Below are 17,009 nucleotides of genomic sequence, written 5' to 3'. Positions count from 1 at the left end.
CTCGTGCTTGATTTTGTTGGAGCGGCCGGCGTTATCGCGCCGGTCCGGTCAGTTCTCTCGTAGTCCGGCCTCCTCGATCACGCGGCTCCACTTCGCGGTCTCGGCATCGATGAAGGCCGCGAACTCTGCGCCCTTCAGTCCGTGCGCTTCGAGGCCCTGAGCGATCAGCTTCTTCTTCACCTCGTCATCGCCGAGCGCCCGCAACACCGCGTCCTGCATCCGGTCGATAACGGCCCCGGGAGTCGCAGCCGGCGCCATGAAGCCGTACCAGCCGGCGGCGACGATCTGCGGAAAGCCCAGCTCGACCAGCGTGGGTGCGTCTGGATAGATCGCGCTGCGCTGGACCGAGCCGGCGCCAAGCACACGAAAGTTCCCGGCTTGAATGTGCGGCAGCGCCGAGCTGATCGCCGTGAAGGTGGCGTCAACGCGTCCCGCGAGGAGTTCGGTATAAGCCGCAGCATCGCCGCGTAGCGGCACGTTGAGGCCTTTGACGCCGGCGATCTTGAACAGCAATTCGGCCGCAAGATGCGGCTGCGAGCCGGGCCCTGGAGAGCCGAACGTCAACCCCTCGGGCTTCGACTTGCCGTAGGCGATCAGGTCCGGCAGCGTCTTGAAATCGGACTTGGCGTTGACGATCAGGAAGATCGGCGCGAATGCCGCCATCGCCACCGGCCGCAATTCGCTGCGCTGATAGTTCAGCTTGCCGAACAGCGCCTCCGCCGTGGCATACGGCGCCGCGGCGTACAGGAAGGTGTAGCCATCAGGTTGGCTGTGCGCGACCATCTCGTTGGCCAGGCGGGTGCCGGCGCCGGGCTTGTTCTCGACGATGAACTGCTGGTGCAGCTCGCGCTCGAGGAAATCGTTGATGATCCGCAGCGAGATGTCATTGGCGCCGCCGGCGCCATAAGGCGAAATCGTCTTGACGATGCGGGCGGGCCATTCGGGCGCAGCAAACGCGGGCCACGAAGGAGCCGCGAAGGCCGCGGCGGTGCCGGCAAGTAGCAGGCGGCGGGTGATCGGCATGGCGTCCCTCCCTGTGGTTCGACGTCGCTGGCGCGACGTCAGTCCAAGCATGAACGCGGCCGCAACTCCTGCACAGCGCGACGTTCGGGTGTCTCTCCCTGCAGGGCGATGTCCGACCACGCGCCTGCAGCTGCCCATGCAGCGGCGGGCGATCGTCGTCTCACCTCGTATTGGTCTTGGCCGACCGCTCGCGCGACGCAGCAGGCTCCGGATGCACGACGAGCGCGCGGATGCTCTCCGCCAGCGCACGCACGCGCGGTCCGATTTCGTGTTCGAGCTGGCCCGGCTGCAGTCGAAACGCCGGGACGCCGCAATTGATCGCAAACGCGCGGCCGCGCAGCCGGAACAGCGGCGCCGCGATGGCATGGATCGCCGGCAGGTATTCGCCGAAGCAGGTACAGAATTGCCGCTCGGCGCATTGCCGCAGCCCGTCGCGGTACAGATCGCGATAACTCGCCCACATCGCGCCATCAGCGGCTTCGAGCTGCCGTTCGAGCCCTGCGGCCTCCGTCTCCGGTAGGGTCGAAGCAGCCGCCCGGCCCATTGCCGTGCGGACCACCGGAATCGGCATCCCGATATCGGGCGTGTGCGGCCCGACATCGCCCGATCGTGCGGTTTCGACATAAACCATCGACGGCCCGTCGAGCAGGCCTATCGAGACGGTGCCGCGCACGCTGTAGGCGAGATCCTGCATCAGCGGCCGGGCCAGCTGGCGGAACGGCATACCAGCGAGTAGCGGATGCAGCATCCGCAGGGCGCGCGCGCCCACCGCGTATTTGGCAATACGCGCGTCGTAGTTCAGGTAACCGAGCTCGGCGAGCGTATGCGTCAGCCGGGCCACCGTCGGCCGCGGAATCCCGGTGCGGACCGAGATCTCCATATTGCCGAGCAGCCCACCGCCCTCGAACGCCTCAAGCACCACAAGTCCCTTCGCCAGCGTCGTAGCAAACGCCCCATCGCTCGCGCTTTCGGCGAGGATGGGTTGGGCGGAGGGGCTGGGCATGAATGTTGGGCGGATGCGCGTGGTGTCGGTCATATTCCAAGTATCGGGAAGAATTTTGGACTTGTCCAATTTATTGCGAATTGAATGCGATCGCGTCCATTATGTGGACAGAGCTGCTCACCTTCACACGCAACCGATTTCGGGCGTGGTGCGTTGAAGGACGGGAGGAACCCGCCATGAGCGAACGCAAGGAACTTGAGCCGCAGGATTTCCCGATCGAGACCGATCAGACCGCGCTGAAGACCAGCGACGGTCAGCCGATCGCCGAAGCCAAGAGCAAGAAGCTCGCCGACGATATCGCCGACCGCCTCAACGAGCAGGCGTATCGCGAAGAGCAGGACTGCTGGTCCGCCTGAGGCGACGTTAGTCCTGCGACGAGATGGTCTTGGCGAAGCGGATGCGGCAGATCGCGAGCGTGACAACGCCGATGACGAGCAACGCCAGAAGCTGTCGCCAGACCAGATCTAGGCCGGCACCACGGTACAGCACCGCCTGCGAGAACGAGACGAACTGCGTGTTCGGCGTGAACTGCATGACGAACTGCAGCCAAGGCGGCATCGTCTCGATCGGCGTACTGGCGCCGGACAGAAGATAAAGAATGACGATCACCGGGATCGCCAGCAGGCCGAACTGCGGCATCGTGCGAGCGTAAGTCGCCAGCAGCAGACCGAGCGCCGTCACCGAAAACATAAACAGCACCATACCGAAGGTGAACAGCGGCACCGAGCCGATGATCGGCACACTCAACACGCCTTTCACCATGAACTGCAGCGACAGCAGCGCGGCGATGATGATCACCGCGCCGTTGGCGATGATCTTCGACAGCATGATGTCGAGCGGCCTGACCGGCATCACCAGGAGATGCTCAATGGTGCCGCGCTCGCGTTCGCGGATCAGCGCGGCGCCTGTCAGAATGATCGACAGCGTCGCGATGTTGTTGATCACCTGCATCACCGAGGTGAACCAGGCTGAGTTCAGGTTCGGATTGAACTTGGCGTGCATCACGAGATTCACCGGCGCGTGGGATGAGCCGGAATCTTTGCGCAGGTAAGCTGCGGTTTCATTCAGCACGATGTTCTGGATATCGACCGCGCCATTGCCGGCGATCGCCATTGCGGTGGCGTCGACATCGATCTGCACGGTCGGGTTTTTGCCGGACAGCGCGTCGGATTCGAATTTCGGCGGGATCTCGACGACGAACACGTAGCGACCAGTGTCCATCGCCGAATCGATTTCGGATGGAGCAATGTGTTCAGCGGCGCGGAACAGCGGCGGAAGCATCGCCGCGGCGATCCGGCGCGAGAGTTCGGAGTGATCCTCGTCGACCACCGCAACTCGTGCGGCCTCGACTTCCAGCTTGGCGCCAGTGGCGATCGTGTAGATGGCGACGCTGAACACATAGACGATAAAGCCGAGCAGGATCGGGTCGGCCCACAGGCTGCGCAATTCCTTGCCGGTGAGGCGATAGATATGCCGTAGCATCGAGCCCATCGTCACGCCTCCTGCTTGAGCAGCGCAAGGATCGCACCAATCAGATAAACCAGGCCAAACCCGAACAGGATCAGCAGGTTCGGCGCCAGCATCCAGAAGGTCATGCCTTTGGTGAAGGCGCCGATACTGACCTCCTGAAACCAAGCGGCAGGGAACGCCTCACCGAACCACCGCCCGGTCTGCGACAGCGACGATACCGGGACCAGCAGGCCGGAGAAGTTGACGGCCGGGATGATCGAGATGATCGCGACGATGAAGATTGCGGCAATCTGCGTGCTCAGGAACGACGAGAACAGGACGCCGAGCGCCGTGGTGGCAAACACGTAGAGCAGCGCGCCGCCGACCAGTGCGACGACCGATCCTCGCACGGGAACGCCGAAGATCACAATCGCTCCGAGCAGCAACAGCACAAAACTGAAGAACGACAGCAGCGCGTAGGGGATCTGCTTGCCGAGCAGGAATTCCGTCGCGGTCACGGGCGTCGACCGGAAGTTTGTGATCGAGCCGACTTCCTTCTCGCGGACCACGCCGACGGCGGTCAGCATCGCCGGGATCAGCATCAGGATCAGCGTAATCACGCCGGGAATGATCGAGTACACGCTCTTGAACGCCTGATTGTAGCGGAACCGAGTCTCGATGTTGATCGGCGCTGTGGGTGACGCCATCGCATGCCGCCGATACTGCTCGGCCAGATAGGCCTGCGACAGTCCGGTGACGTAGGACCGAATGGTCTCGGCGCGGAACGGCATCGCGCCGTCGATCCACACTGCGACTTCCGGCGACTTGTTGGTCAACAGATCGCGTCCGAATCCGTGAGGCACTTCGATCACCAGCTTCAATTCACCGCTGGCGAGCCGCCGATCGATGTCTGCCGCGGATTTGATATCCGGCGCCTGCTGGAAGTATCGCGACCCGGAGAAACTCTCGAGAAGTTCGCGACTCTCCAGCGTATTGTCCTGGTCGTACACCGCGTAGGTGAGGTTCTCGACGTCGAACGAGATACCGAACCCGAAGGTCAGCATCAGCACCAAGGGGCCGAGGATCGCAAAAGCGAGCCGCAGCCGGTCGCGCAGAATCTCCATCGTCTCGCGGCGGGCGTAGGCCCAGAGCCGCGCCGGGTTGAACCAGTGCTGCTTGGTGGCCGCCTCGCGCGGGGCGGCGAAGCTGTCCTCTTCACCGTCATGTTGAACCCCAGTCGCCTCTTCCAGATAGGCGATGAAGGTCTGCTCGAGATCGGCCGCGCCGCGCCGCTCGACCAGTTCGTGCGGCGCGCCGACCGCCAGCACCTTGCCGGCGTGCATCAGCGAAATCCGATCGCAGCGCTCGGCCTCGTTCATGAAGTGGGTCGAGATGAAGATGGTGACGCCGTCCTGGCGCGACAGCCCGATCAGCATCCGCCAGAACGAATCCCGCGCCACCGGATCGACGCCGGAGGTCGGTTCGTCGAGAATCAGCACCTCGGGGCGATGGATCACCGCGACCGCAAGCTGCAGCCGCTGGCGCAGACCGAGCGGCAGGCTGTCGGGCCGGGAGTCGGCGACATCGGCAAGATCGAACCGCGCCAGCATCTCGGCGACGCGATCGGGAATTTGTGCGCTCGGCAGTTCGAACAATTGCGCGTGCAGCAGCAGGTTCTGCCGCACCGTCAATTCGGAATACAGCGAGAAGCTTTGCGACATGTAGCCGACGCGCTTGCGGGTCGCCATGTCGGAGGCGTCGAGCACTTCACCGAACAGGCGCGCCTCACCTTCGGTCGGCGTCAGCAGGCCGGTCAGCATCTTCATCGTGGTCGACTTGCCGCAGCCGTTGGAGCCGAGGAAGCCGAAGATCTCGCCGCGCTTGATCTGGAAGTTGACGTGGTCGACCGCGGTGAAGTCGCCGAACCGGCAGGTCAGGTTCTCGGCTTCAATCGCGTAGCCGTCTCCGCTGTTCGGCAACGGCGGCAGCACCACATCGGCATAGTTGGCGCGCATCTCGGCCGGCAGCAGCGCGATGAAGGCGGCATCCAGTGTCGGCTGCTTGGTTTGCGCCCGCAGTTCGGCCGGCGCACCGGCACCGATCACCTTGCCATCGTTGAGGGCCGCGAGCCAATCGAACCGCTCCGCCTCCTCCATATAGGCGGTGGCGACCAGCACGCTCATCTGCGGCCGCCGCTTGCGGATGCGATCGATCAGCTCCCAGAACTGCCGCCGCGACAGCGGATCGACGCCGGTCGTCGGCTCGTCGAGGATCAGCAGATCCGGATCGTGAATCAGCGCGCAGCACAGCGACAGTTTCTGCTTCATGCCGCCGGATAATTTGCCGGCAGGCCGATCGCCGAACGGCGACAGGCCGGTGGCGCGCAGCAATTCGGCGATACGTGCCTTGCGCTCGGCCGTGCCCTGGCCGAACAGCCGGCCGAAGAAATCCAGGTTTTCGAACACCGACAGCGTCGGATAGAGATTGCGGCCGAGGCCCTGCGGCATATAGGCGATCCGCGCCGCACTGGCGGCGCGATGACGCGCGTCGCGCATGTCGCCGTCCAGCGCCAGCACGTCGCCGCTCTGGATCCGGCGTACGCCGGCGATCAGCGCCAGCATCGTCGATTTGCCGACGCCATCGGGCCCGATCAGGCCGACCATCTTGCCTGCGGGTAATTCCAGCGTGACGTCGTCCAGAGCATGTATCGCGCCGTAGGCGTGAGTGACATGCGTGAGACGCGCGGCGAAGCCGGTCATTGCGGCAGCTTGACCTGCAGATTATCCGGCCATGGCTTGTCGCTGTCCGTGCGCAAGTACGCCATCCCGCGCACGCCGGTCTTCACCTCGCGCTCGTATTTGCGCAGCAGGTCCGGAGGCAGCGTCAGCTTGACGCGGAACATCAGCTTTTCGCGCTCGTCCTTGGTTTCGACCGCCTTCGGGGTGAACTGCGCTTCGCTGGCCACGAAGGTGACCTTCGCCGGCACCACATATTGCGGGATCGCGTCGAGGATCAGCCGGGCGTCGGAGCCGTAGGCCAACGCTGCGGCGACGCTCGCCGGCACGAACACTGTCATATAGACGTCGGTGAGGTCGACCAGCGTCAGCACGCGAGAGCCGGCACCGAGCACTTCACCGGCCTGCGCCAGCTTGTACTGAATGCGGCCGCGGCGCGGGGCCTTCAGCTGCATATCGTCCAGCACGGTCTTGATCCGCGCCACTTCGGCGCGGGCGGCATCGATCGCAGCCGTGGCGTCGCTGAGGCTCGCCTTCGCGGCGATCAGCGCCGCGTCCGCGACGTTCTGCGCGGCTTGGCGCTGGTCGCGGATTTCGGCGGTGGAGAAGCCTTTTTCGAACAGCGCTTCGGCGCGGCCGAGCTGCTGAGCGGCAAGCTTCTGTTCGCTTTCCCGCTGCAGCACCATCGCTTCAGCGACCGCCTTGCTCTGCACCGCGCGGCGCTCCTGCGCTTCGGCAGCAAGGAGCTGGGCCTGAATGTCGGAGACGTCCATCTTCACCAGAAGCTGGCCCTTCTCGACCTCGTCGCCCTCCTTCACCAGGACTTCGGCGATCCGGCCCGCCAGCTTGGTGGCGATCTCGACCTGTTCGGATTCGAGCCGGCCGTTGGCCGAGGCAAAGCCCGCGGGCAGCCGCTTCGGCATCAGCTTTTGGATCAGCTTGTCGAATTTATCGTCGGCGTGAGCGGGAAGCGGGCCGGCCAAAATGCCGGCTCCGAGACACAGGGCGCTGAACAGCCGGACACCACGGCGGGTCGGGTGGAAGATCGTCATCATACGGCTCCGGAATCACGGACTGAACAGTGAGCGCCCCCGCCTCAGCTATCCCTCCGCTTGTTAAAGGCCAATTCCGCTTTGAAACGGATTGCCCGCGAAGCTCGTTCGCGGTATTGAACACAATTGTTCAAATCAGATCAAGTGTGTCCAAGATCGTGTCCAGCCCGGCGCAGCGACAGATCTACCTGGCGGCGATGCAGTTATTCGCCGAGCGCGGCCTGACGCAGATCAGCGTAACCGATTTAGCCCAGGCGGCCGGTGTCGCGCGGGGCACAGTTTACAATAACCTTGGCGACCTCACCGGCCTGTTCGACCTGGTGGTTACCAATCTCGCCACCGAATTGAATCCCCGGCTGACCGTGGCGCTGGCGGAGTGTCATGAGCCGGTGCGGCGGCTCGCAACCTGGATGCGACTGCTGATCCGCCAGGCCCACGAAGAGCCCCGGCTCGGCCGCTTCGTCTGCCGGTTCGGCATGAGTTCGACGACGCTGCGGGTGGTCTGGGACGGACGTCCGCTCGACGACCTCGCCACCGGACTGTCGCAACGCGGCCACACCCTCGGTCCCGCGCAGATCGCCTCGGCTGCTAATTTCATCTCGGGCGCGATCCTTGGCGCCATCTTCACGATCCTCGATGGCCACCGCACGTGGGTCGACGCGGCTGCCGAGACCGTGGAATGGGTACTGGTCGGCCTCGGGGTGTCGCGCGAGGAAGCCCGGAACCTGGCCGTCGGCGATCTTCCGCCATTGCCGGAGTGATCACAGCGGCGAGACGGCACGCCCCTTGCCGTTGAACTTACCGTCCCCCGGTCTTATGCCTGGGCGATGCAGACATCCATTGATACGGCCCCGCCGCTGATGACCCGGTTCCGCCCCAGCGCGGCACCGCACAAGCCCGCGCCTTTCCTGCCGATGAGCCGGGCCGAGATGAATAAGCTCGGCTGGGATGCCTGCGACGTCGTGCTGGTGACTGGTGATGCCTATGTCGACCATCCGAGCTTCGGCATGGCGATCATCGGCCGGCTCCTCGAATCCCAGGGTTTCCGCGTCGGCATTATCTCGCAGCCGGATTGGCAGTCCGCCGAACCGTTCCGTGCGCTGGGCAAGCCGCGGGTGTTCTTCGGCGTCACCGGCGGCAACATGGACTCGATGGTCAACCGCTACACCGCGGACCGCCGGCTACGTCACGATGACGCCTACACGCCGAACGGAGAAGGCGGCAAACGGCCGGACCGCTGCACGCTGGTCTATGCGCAGCGCTGCCGCGAAGCCTTCAAGGACGTCCCGATCATTCTCGGCGGCATCGAGGCCTCACTGCGCCGGATCGCGCATTACGATTACTGGTCCGACAAGGTTCGGCGCTCGGTGCTGGCAGATGCCAAGGCCGATCTGCTGCTCTACGGCAACGCCGAGCGCGCGGTGGTCGAAGTCGCGCATCGATTAGCTGCCGGCGAAGCACCGCGCGAGCTTGACGAAATCCGGGGCGTCGCGCTGTTCCGCCGCGTGCCGGACAACTACACGGAACTGCACGCCGACGACCTCGACGCCGCCGACGAAGGCGCGCGGCAGGTGGGCGGCGACGTCGTCATCCGGCTGCCGAGCTGCGAGCAGGTCGAGCAGGACAAGGAAGCCTATGCCCGCGCCTCGCGCGTGCTGCATCGGGAAAGCAATCCCGGCAATGCGCGGCCGCTGGTCCAGCGTCATGGTGATCGCGACCTGTGGCTCAATCCGCCCCCGATCCCTCTGACCACCGAAGAGATGGACTCGGTCTACGACCTGCCCTACGCCCGCGCGCCGCATCCGTCCTACGGCAACGCCAAGATTCCGGCGTGGGACATGATCAAGAATTCGGTGACGATCATGCGCGGCTGCTTCGGCGGCTGCACCTTCTGCTCGATCACCGAGCACGAAGGCCGCATCATCCAGAGCCGGTCGGAAGCCTCGATCCTGCAGGAGATCGAGAAAATCCGCGACAAGACGCCCGGCTTCACCGGCGTGATCTCCGACATCGGCGGTCCTACCGCCAACATGTACCGAATGGCATGCAAGGACCCGACGATCGAGTCCTCGTGCCGTAAGCCGTCCTGCGTGTTCCCGGATATCTGCCCGAACCTCAACACCTCGCACGACGACCTGATCCGGCTGTACCGCAAGGTGCGCGAGGTGAAGGGCATCAAGAAGGTGATGGTGGCGTCGGGCGTACGCTACGATCTGGCGGTGAAGAGCCCAGCCTACATCAAGGAGCTGGTGAGCCATCACGTCGGCGGTTATTTGAAGATCGCGCCGGAGCACACCGAGCGCGGGCCGCTCGACAAAATGATGAAGCCGGGCATCGGCGCCTATCACCGTTTCAAGCAGATGTTCGAGGCCGCCGCCAAGCAGGCCGGCAAGCAGTACTATCTGATCCCGTATTTCATCGCGGCGCATCCCGGCACGCGAGATGAGGACATGATGAACCTCGCGCTGTGGCTGAAGCGCAATCGCTACCGCGCCGACCAGGTGCAGACCTTCCTGCCGTCGCCGATGGCGACTGCGACCGCGATGTATCACAGCGGCGTCAACCCGCTGCGCGGCGTCCGCCACGGCGCCAGCGAGCCGGTCGAGGCGATCAAGGGCCTGCGGCAGCGCAGGCTGCACAAGGCGTTCCTGCGCTATCACGATCCGGACAATTGGCCCGTGCTGCGCGAAGCGCTGAAAACGATGGGGCGCGCCGACCTGATCGGGTCACGGCCGGATCAGCTGGTGCCGGCGCACCAGCCTCCCGGCACCGGCAAGGCCGCCGGCACCCGTCGCCCGGTGCGCGGCGACGGACCAAAGCCACAGCGCTTCACCACCAAGGGCGTGCGGCTGGTGAAGTAACAGCCGTGACTCACTCAAGGCTAGAGTCCTCGAGAGCTCTCACAACAGCTACCGCCTCATGGTGAGGAGGCGCGAAGCGCCGTCTCGAACCATGCGCCGCAAGCCCTGCGGCTCCTCATCCTTCGAGACGCCCGGCTTTGCCGGGCTCCTCAGGATGAGGACTCAGTGCTTAGATGCAGCCTCTCTCTTCAAATCAAGGACGCTGTTTACGTCAGCAGCCCGCGCTTGCCTTCTTTCCAGCGCGCGAACTCGGTCTGCAGCACCGAGACGTGCTCGTCCTCTTCGGCGGCAAGTTCGCGATAGAGCTGGCGCTCGACCGAACCGTCCGGCGTCTCACCGACCCGTGTCTTGAAGAACGAAGCGGCGCGCCGCTCGAACTCGATTGCGGCTTCGAACAGCGTGGTCGGATCGCCGATCCGGCCTTTGACACCGGCCATGATCGCCGCGGTGCCGAGATGGAAGCCTTCTGTCGCCTGCGGAATCGCCACGTGATAGCGATTGGCCAGCGTGGTCATGTGCTCCTCTTCCATCGCGGCGAAGCTGAGGAACAGCTCCTGCAATGTCGGGTCGGAGGTTTCCTTGGCGGCGCGGGCATAGAATGCGCGGCCGCCGAGTTCGATCTCGAACGCGGTGCGGATCGCCGCAAGCCCGGCCTCGTCGTTGACACCGGCGCGGTCGAGCGGCTGCAGCTTGCCACCGCAATGCGGGCACATCCCGTAAGGGAACGCGAAGCCTTCGCTGACCTTGGCGCAGTCGTCGCAGCGCCATTGCAGCTCGGAACCGGCACAGCAGATGTACTCCTCGGAGCCTTCCAGCGGCTGGTGACACTTCGGGCAATGCGCCACGCCATCCTCCTCGATCGGCGATGCCAGCTTGCCGGCGACGAAATCGTCGGCATCCTGCGCGGTGATAGGCCACTTGGTTTTGTTCAGACGCAGCCAGGCGGCGATCGACTTGGCGGCGCGGCGGCCCGCGCTCATCGCCAGAATCACAGTGGCGCCACCCGTGACGATGTCGCCGCCGGCGAACACGCCCGGCATGTTGGTCGACTGGGTGTCGTCGTCGGCTGCGATGTTGCCCCATTTGTTGAGCGCGAGGCCGGGCGTCGCCTGGCCGATGATCGGATTCGGCTTGGTGCCGAGCGCATAGATCACCGTGTCGCATTCGAGTTCGATGAACTCGTCGAGCGGCACCGGCTTGCGGCGACCGCGCTCGTCGGCCTCGCCGAGCTCCATCTTCTGCAGCCGCACCGCACGGACGTCACCGCTCTCGGTGACGAGAATCTCCACCGGCGAATGCAGGAAGAAGAAGTCGACGCCTTCCTCCTTGGCGTGGCGGATCTCTTCGATGCGGGCCGGCGCCTCGGCTTCCGACCGGCGATAGACGCAGCGCACCGTCTCGGCGCCGACACGGCGGGCAACGCGCAAGCAATCCATCGCGGTGTTGCCGGCGCCGATTACGATCACGCTGTTACCGACGCTGACAGGCGTATCGAGATAGGGGAAGCGGTCGCCGCCCATCAGATTGATGCGAGTGAGGAATTCGTTGGCCGAATAGACCCGGCCGGCGAACTCGCCGGGAATGCCCAGGAAGGTCGGCGCACCGGCGCCGGCCGCGACGAACACCGCGTCGAAGCCGCGGTCGCGCATCAACTGTTCGATGGTGAAGGTCTTGCCGACGACCTTGTTGGTCTCGAACTTGACGCCGATATCCTTCAGCCGCTGAATTTCGCGATCGATGATGTCGCGCGGCAGCCGGAATGACGGAATGCCATATTGCAGCACGCCGCCGAGCACGTGCAGCGCCTCGTACACGGTGGTCTCGACGTTGTAGCGGGTGAGATCGGCCGCGGCGGCAAGGCCCGCCGGGCCGGAGCCGACGATCGCGACTTTGCCGATTGTCTTGGACAGATCGATCGGCTTGCTCTTCGGCGCCCGTGCGTTGTCACCGATGAAGCGCTCGAGGCGGCCGATCGCGACCGGCTCATGCTTCTTGTACTTGCGGATGATGCACTGCGCTTCGCACTGCGTTTCCTGCGGGCAGACGCGGCCGCAGATCGAGGGGAAGATGCTCGACTGATAGATAGTCTCCAGCGCCGCATCGAAGTCGCGGAACAGGATGTTGCGGATGAACACCGGAATGTCGATGCCGACCGGGCAGCCGGCCACACAAGTCGGCGTGATGCACTGAATGCAGCGCTCGGCTTCCTGCAGCGCTTCCTCGACCGAGTAGCCGAGATTGACTTCCTTGAAATTCGTGGCGCGCTCGTGGGCGTTGCGCTCGGGCATCGGGGTTTGATGCGGCGGCAGCGTCGCCAGCTTCTTGTAGTTGCGCTTGCCCTCGACGATCAGCTGCTTTTCGAGATTGCAGACGTGGGCGAAATGTTCGTTCGCCTTGTCTTCCTCGGTCTTGAACCGCTTCTGGCGGGCGTGCAGCTCGTGGAAGTCGACCTTGTGGCCGTCGAAATCCGGGCCGTCGACGCAGGCGAACTTCACTTCATTGCCGACCGTGACGCGGCACGAACCGCACATGCCGGTGCCGTCGACCATGATGGTGTTGAGCGACACCATGGTCTTGACGCCGTGCGGACGGGTGGTCTCGACGCAGGCGTGCATCATCGGCATCGGGCCGATCGCCACCACCTTGTCGGGCTTCTGCTGGGTGATGACGCGCTCCAGCGCCGCGGTGACGAGGCCGGGCTCGCCGTAGCTGCCGTCATCGGTGCAGATGATCAGTTCGTCGGCGAATTCGCGGAACTTGTCTTCCCAGAACACCAGATCTTTGGTGCGGAAGCCCATGATCGCGGTGGTGCGCGCGCCGGACTGTTTGAAGGCCCGGAGCTGCGGGAAGATCGGCGCGACGCCGAGGCCGCCGCCGACGAACACCACGTGGTCGACCTTGTCGATGTGTTGCGGCAGACCGAGCGGACCGACGAAGTCTTCGAACGCCTCGCCTTCCTTGAACTTGTCGCGCATCTCGCGCGTGGTCTTGCCGAGCGCCTGGACGACGACCGTCACCAGCCCCTTGTCGCGATCGAAATCGGCGACGGTGAGCGGAATGCGCTCGGCACCGTCGTAGAGACGAAGCATGACGAAATGGCCGGGCTCGGCAGAAGCCGCGATATCCGGTGCTTCGACGTCCCACAGGAAGGTCGCGTCCGAGAACTGCTCGCGTCGAACAATACGATACATGGTGACAGCACAGATTGGTCCGAGGCCGGCGAACGGCATCGAGAGGTGAGGGGAAAGCGGTTCAAAATAGCCAACGAGCGCCAAATTGATTTGACTTCGGTCATGTCCGGTCCGGCGCCGCACGGTTGCCAGCGGACGCAGTCCACTCGGTGACGATCGACAGATTGGGCTGATTTGTGCGCTATTGACCGGCGCTGACGGGCAGCGCGCGAGATCTGGCTCGACCTTCCGCATGCATGACCGGCATGCAAAAGGCCGCCCGACTTTCGGCGGGCGGCCTTAGACATAGGTCTAATGATTGGAGCGCTGCGGCTTCCGCGCGGCTCAGGTCTCGATCTTGACGTACTCGAAATCGCCGGGGCGATTGTCGATGCCGACCTTCGGCGGCGAGATCCACGGCGCGTACTGCCCGGCCTCCGACACCGGCACCATCAGCGAGGCGATGAACTCGCCATCATCATTCGACGGCAGCCATTCGTTGCGCCGCTTGGCCCAGGTCGCCGGATCGATCAGCACGCCGTCGGGCGTTGCTTCGACATCCTTGAACTCGCCGATCTGGCGGTGGAACGCGACGTGCGGTAGCTTGAGCTGGAAGTCGTAGCCGGCGGTGGTGATCACCTTGTTCCAGCGCAGCAGGCCCTTGACGCAGTCCTGCGAGTAATCGTCGCGTAGTCGCATGTTCAGCGCGGTCAGCGCCGGCTCGTCGACGCGCTTGATCTCGCCGTCCACCAGCTTCAGCACCGGATAGGTGTCGTGCTCGAGCTTGTGATCGTCCTGGATCTGAGTCTCGTGGAAGCGCCCCTTGATGCCGGCATTGAACGCATTGGCGGCGTTGGTCGAGACTTCCGATCCGAACAGATCAAGCGACAGCGAGTAGTGCAGATTGAGCTTCTTCTGTACCGTCGGCAGGTCGATCACGCCGAGCGCGCGGACCTTGTCGATGTCGGTCGGATCAGTGATCCCGGCGGCGCGCATCGCTTCGCAGGTCCGCTGCACCACCCGGCTGATGCCGGTCTCGCCGACGAACATATGGTGCGCTTCTTCGGTCAGCATGAAGCGGCAGGTGCGCGACAGCGGATCGAAGCCCGACTGCGCCAGGCTGTGAAGCTGCATCTTGCCGTCGCGGTCGGTGAAGTAGGTGAACATGAAGAACGACAGCCAGTCCGGCGTCGCCTCGTTGAACGCACCCAGCATCCGCGGCGCATCGTCCGAGCCAGAGCGGCGGCGCAGCAGGCCGTCGGCCTCCTCGCGGCCGTCGCGGCCGAAATATTTCTGCAGCAGATACACCATCGCCCACAGATGGCGGCCTTCTTCGACATTGACCTGGAACAGGTTGCGCATGTCGTAGAGCGACGGCGCGGTCTTGCCGAGGTGGCGCTGCTGTTCGACCGAGGCCGGCTCGGTGTCGCCCTGGATCACGATCAGCCGCCGCAGCATCGCGCGGTGTTCGCCCGGCACTTCTTGCCAGGCCGGCTCGCCGTAATGCTGGCCGAACGGCACGACGCGGCCTTCTTCCTTCGGCGCCAGCAGAATGCCCCAGCGATAGTCAGGCATCTTGACGTAGTCGAACTTCGCCCAGCCCCGCGGGTCGACCGAATACGCCGTGCGCAAATACACCAGCGACTCCTGGAAGCCCTCCGGCCCCATGTCGTTCCACCAGTCGATGTAGCCGGGATGCCATACCTCGAGCGCCTTCAGCACCTGGCGATCGGAGCCGAGATCGACGTTGTTGGGGATCTTGGTCGAGTAGTCGACGTGCATGATGTTCATATTCATGGGCGGCTCCCGGTTCGTTCGTGCATCCAAACTTTGTCGTCGTCATTGCGAGGAGCGAAGCGACGAAGCAATCCAGCGGCCTCGCGCGCGGTCCTGGATCGCTTCGCTTCGCTCGCAATGACGAAGCAGGGCTCTCGTTTCAGCGAGAGCGCACTACATCGAGCTGATCGCTCGCGTCAGACTCTCGTCATATCGAATTGCGGCTTCTGGCCGCTGCCGTAACGGCGCAGCGCGCCGACCTCTCCGACTGCGTTGGGGCGCTGGAAGATCCAGTTCTGCCAGGCCGTGAGGCGCGCGAAGATCTTCGACTCCATCGTCTCGGGGCCGACGAAGCGCAGGTTCGCTTCCATGCCGGTGAGACTGTCGGGCGAGAAAGATGCGCGCTCTTCCAGAAAGACGCGGACCTCATCATCCCAATCGATATCGTCGAGCGCGAACGTGACCAGACCGAGCATTTCTGCGGCCTCGGCATCGAGCGCTTCGCCGGCTTTGCCCTGCACCGCCGCGTGGTCGGCCGGATCGGCTTGGAAGCGCGACTGCAGCCGGGTGAGGCCGTGGCTCATCGGATAGGCACCGAAGTTGAGTTCTGACAGTGTCAGCATCGGCGGCGGACGATTATCGCCCTCACGGGAGCCGATCAGCATGTAGCTGCGGTCGGCGGCGAATACGAGCTCCGCCAGAGTGCCGGCGAAGCATGAGCCGGGCTCCACCAACGTCACCAGCGAGCGCGACGTGACATCGACGCGTTTCAGCACGCGCTTCCAGAAATGGCGGATCTCGTTGACCAGCCAGTGATCCTTGTGCGCTTCGAGCAGTGTGTCGTAAGCCAGCACTTGGGTTGCATCGCCGTGCGACTTGAACACCCAAAGTCCCAGCTCCGGCTCGTTCAGCCGCAGATGCAGAATGGCGTCGTCGAGTTCGCGGGCGAGCTGCAACAGCCAGAACGACGCGCCTTGCGCCTGCAGCGCCTCGACCGACGTCGGCGGCGCCGCGTCCGGTCCCGTCAGCGTGATGGTCGCGATCCGGGCGGCGCGATCGATCTCGACGCCGACCAAGCCGTAGCGCACGCTGGTGTCGTCGAACTGGCGCTGCAGCGGCGTCAGTTGCACGCCTGCGCCGCTTCCGTTGCGCGGCGAGGCAGCAGCAAGTTCGCGGGCGCGCTCGGCCACCTTGGCGTCGAGCTTGGTGGTCGCGACGATGTCGTCGACCAGTCGCCACTGCACCGCGCGCTTGCCCTTGATACCTTCCTCGATGGTGCAGAACACATCGGCATGATCGCGGCGAACCTTGCGCTTATCGATCACGCGCGTCAGACCGCCGGTGCCGGGCAGCACCGCGAGTAGAGGTACTTCCGGCAGCGCCACCGCGGCGGAGCCGTCGTCGGCCATAATGATGTGATCGGCGGCGAGCGCGAGTTCGTAGCCACCGCCGGCCGCGGTGCCGTTGATCACGGCGATGCTGCGCTGGCCGGAATGCTGCGACGAATCCTCGATGCCGTTGCGTGTCTCGTTGGTGAACTTGCAGAAGTTGACCTTGTGGACGTGGCTGGCGCCGGCCAGCATCCGGATATTGGCGCCGGCGCAGAACACCCGGTTCTTGGCGGAGCGTAGCAGGATCACCTTCACGGCGGGATATTCGAACCGCAGCCGCTGCATCGCGTCGGCGAGTTCGATGTCGACGCCGAGATCGTAGGAATTCAGCTTGAGCTGGTAGCCTTCGAACAGACCGCCATTCTCGTCGACGTCGAGGGTGAGCGTCGCGATCTCGCCATCAACCGTCAGCTTCCAATGCCGATAGCGGGACGGCTCGGTCTGAAAATCGACCCGCACAGCTCCGTTCGCGAGCGGGCGCGTGTCTGCGGCCTCGGCCATGGCGGCTCCCTGCGTTTCCTCTTGCTTCTAATATGCATTATAATTCAT

Annotated in this window: 11 protein-coding genes; 3 read left to right on the top strand and 8 right to left on the bottom strand. The window is 64.3% G+C overall.

Annotated elements, in window-relative coordinates; translation table 11 throughout:
• Window positions 1-48: 48 nt before the first annotated feature.
• Window positions 49-1,023 (bottom strand): Bug family tripartite tricarboxylate transporter substrate binding protein, encoded by a 975-nt coding sequence (locus VRZ08_RS04420; protein WP_414531695.1) that lies wholly within the window; start codon window positions 1,021-1,023, stop codon window positions 49-51.
• A gap of 160 nt (window positions 1,024-1,183) precedes the next feature.
• Complete coding sequence (locus VRZ08_RS04415) at window positions 1,184-2,059, bottom strand: IclR family transcriptional regulator (protein WP_414531694.1); 876 nt, start codon at window positions 2,057-2,059, stop codon at window positions 1,184-1,186.
• 143 nt (window positions 2,060-2,202) lie between these two features.
• Between VRZ08_RS04415 and VRZ08_RS04410 the strand changes: the two genes are divergently transcribed.
• Window positions 2,203-2,382 (top strand): hypothetical protein, encoded by a 180-nt coding sequence (locus VRZ08_RS04410; RefSeq protein WP_107342872.1) that lies wholly within the window; start codon window positions 2,203-2,205, stop codon window positions 2,380-2,382.
• A 7-nt stretch (window positions 2,383-2,389) separates the two neighbouring features.
• Here the strand turns inward: VRZ08_RS04410 and VRZ08_RS04405 are convergent, their stop codons facing one another.
• The 3 genes from VRZ08_RS04405 to VRZ08_RS04395 are packed head-to-tail and all read right to left on the bottom strand — an operon-like array spanning window position 2,390 to window position 7,262.
• Window positions 2,390-3,517, bottom strand: a complete 1,128-nt coding sequence (locus VRZ08_RS04405; protein WP_107354169.1) for an ABC transporter permease — start codon at window positions 3,515-3,517, stop codon at window positions 2,390-2,392.
• 2 nt (window positions 3,518-3,519) lie between these two features.
• A complete protein-coding gene (rbbA, locus tag VRZ08_RS04400; protein ID WP_414531693.1) occupies window positions 3,520-6,234 on the bottom strand; it encodes a ribosome-associated ATPase/putative transporter RbbA in 2,715 nt (904 codons plus the stop codon).
• Window positions 6,231-7,262, bottom strand: a complete 1,032-nt coding sequence (locus VRZ08_RS04395; RefSeq protein WP_107357381.1) for an HlyD family secretion protein — start codon at window positions 7,260-7,262, stop codon at window positions 6,231-6,233. Before VRZ08_RS04395 ends, rbbA begins: the two co-directional genes overlap by 4 nt.
• Window positions 7,263-7,408: 146 nt before the next feature.
• On the opposite strand from VRZ08_RS04395, the gene VRZ08_RS04390 reads away from it, so the two are divergent.
• Both VRZ08_RS04390 and VRZ08_RS04385 read left to right on the top strand, forming a co-directional pair.
• Complete coding sequence (locus VRZ08_RS04390; RefSeq protein WP_414531692.1) at window positions 7,409-8,023, top strand: TetR/AcrR family transcriptional regulator; 615 nt, start codon at window positions 7,409-7,411, stop codon at window positions 8,021-8,023.
• A 66-nt stretch (window positions 8,024-8,089) separates the two neighbouring features.
• Window positions 8,090-10,123, top strand: coding sequence for a YgiQ family radical SAM protein (locus tag VRZ08_RS04385; RefSeq protein WP_414531691.1), 2,034 nt, complete (start codon window positions 8,090-8,092; stop codon window positions 10,121-10,123).
• Window positions 10,124-10,329: 206 nt separating this feature from the next.
• Here the strand turns inward: VRZ08_RS04385 and gltA are convergent, their stop codons facing one another.
• The 3 genes from gltA to boxC all read right to left on the bottom strand — a co-directional run bounded on the left by gltA (window position 10,330) and on the right by boxC (window position 16,961).
• Window positions 10,330-13,314 (bottom strand): NADPH-dependent glutamate synthase, encoded by a 2,985-nt coding sequence (gltA, locus tag VRZ08_RS04380; protein ID WP_164572446.1) that lies wholly within the window; start codon window positions 13,312-13,314, stop codon window positions 10,330-10,332.
• A gap of 324 nt (window positions 13,315-13,638) precedes the next feature.
• On the bottom strand, window positions 13,639-15,090 hold the full coding sequence (boxB, locus tag VRZ08_RS04375; RefSeq protein WP_414531690.1) for a benzoyl-CoA 2,3-epoxidase subunit BoxB: 1,452 nt from the start codon (window positions 15,088-15,090) through the stop codon (window positions 13,639-13,641).
• A 176-nt stretch (window positions 15,091-15,266) separates the two neighbouring features.
• Window positions 15,267-16,961: a 2,3-epoxybenzoyl-CoA dihydrolase gene (boxC, locus tag VRZ08_RS04370; protein ID WP_107354164.1), complete on the bottom strand. Its 1,695-nt coding sequence runs from the start codon at window positions 16,959-16,961 to the stop codon at window positions 15,267-15,269.
• Window positions 16,962-17,009: the final 48 nt, after the last annotated feature.

Source organism: Rhodopseudomonas sp. G2_2311 (assembly GCF_047501505.1).
GTDB lineage: Bacteria > Pseudomonadota > Alphaproteobacteria > Rhizobiales > Xanthobacteraceae > Rhodopseudomonas > Rhodopseudomonas palustris_H.
This window is presented reverse-complemented; position numbering and strand designations above follow the sequence as displayed.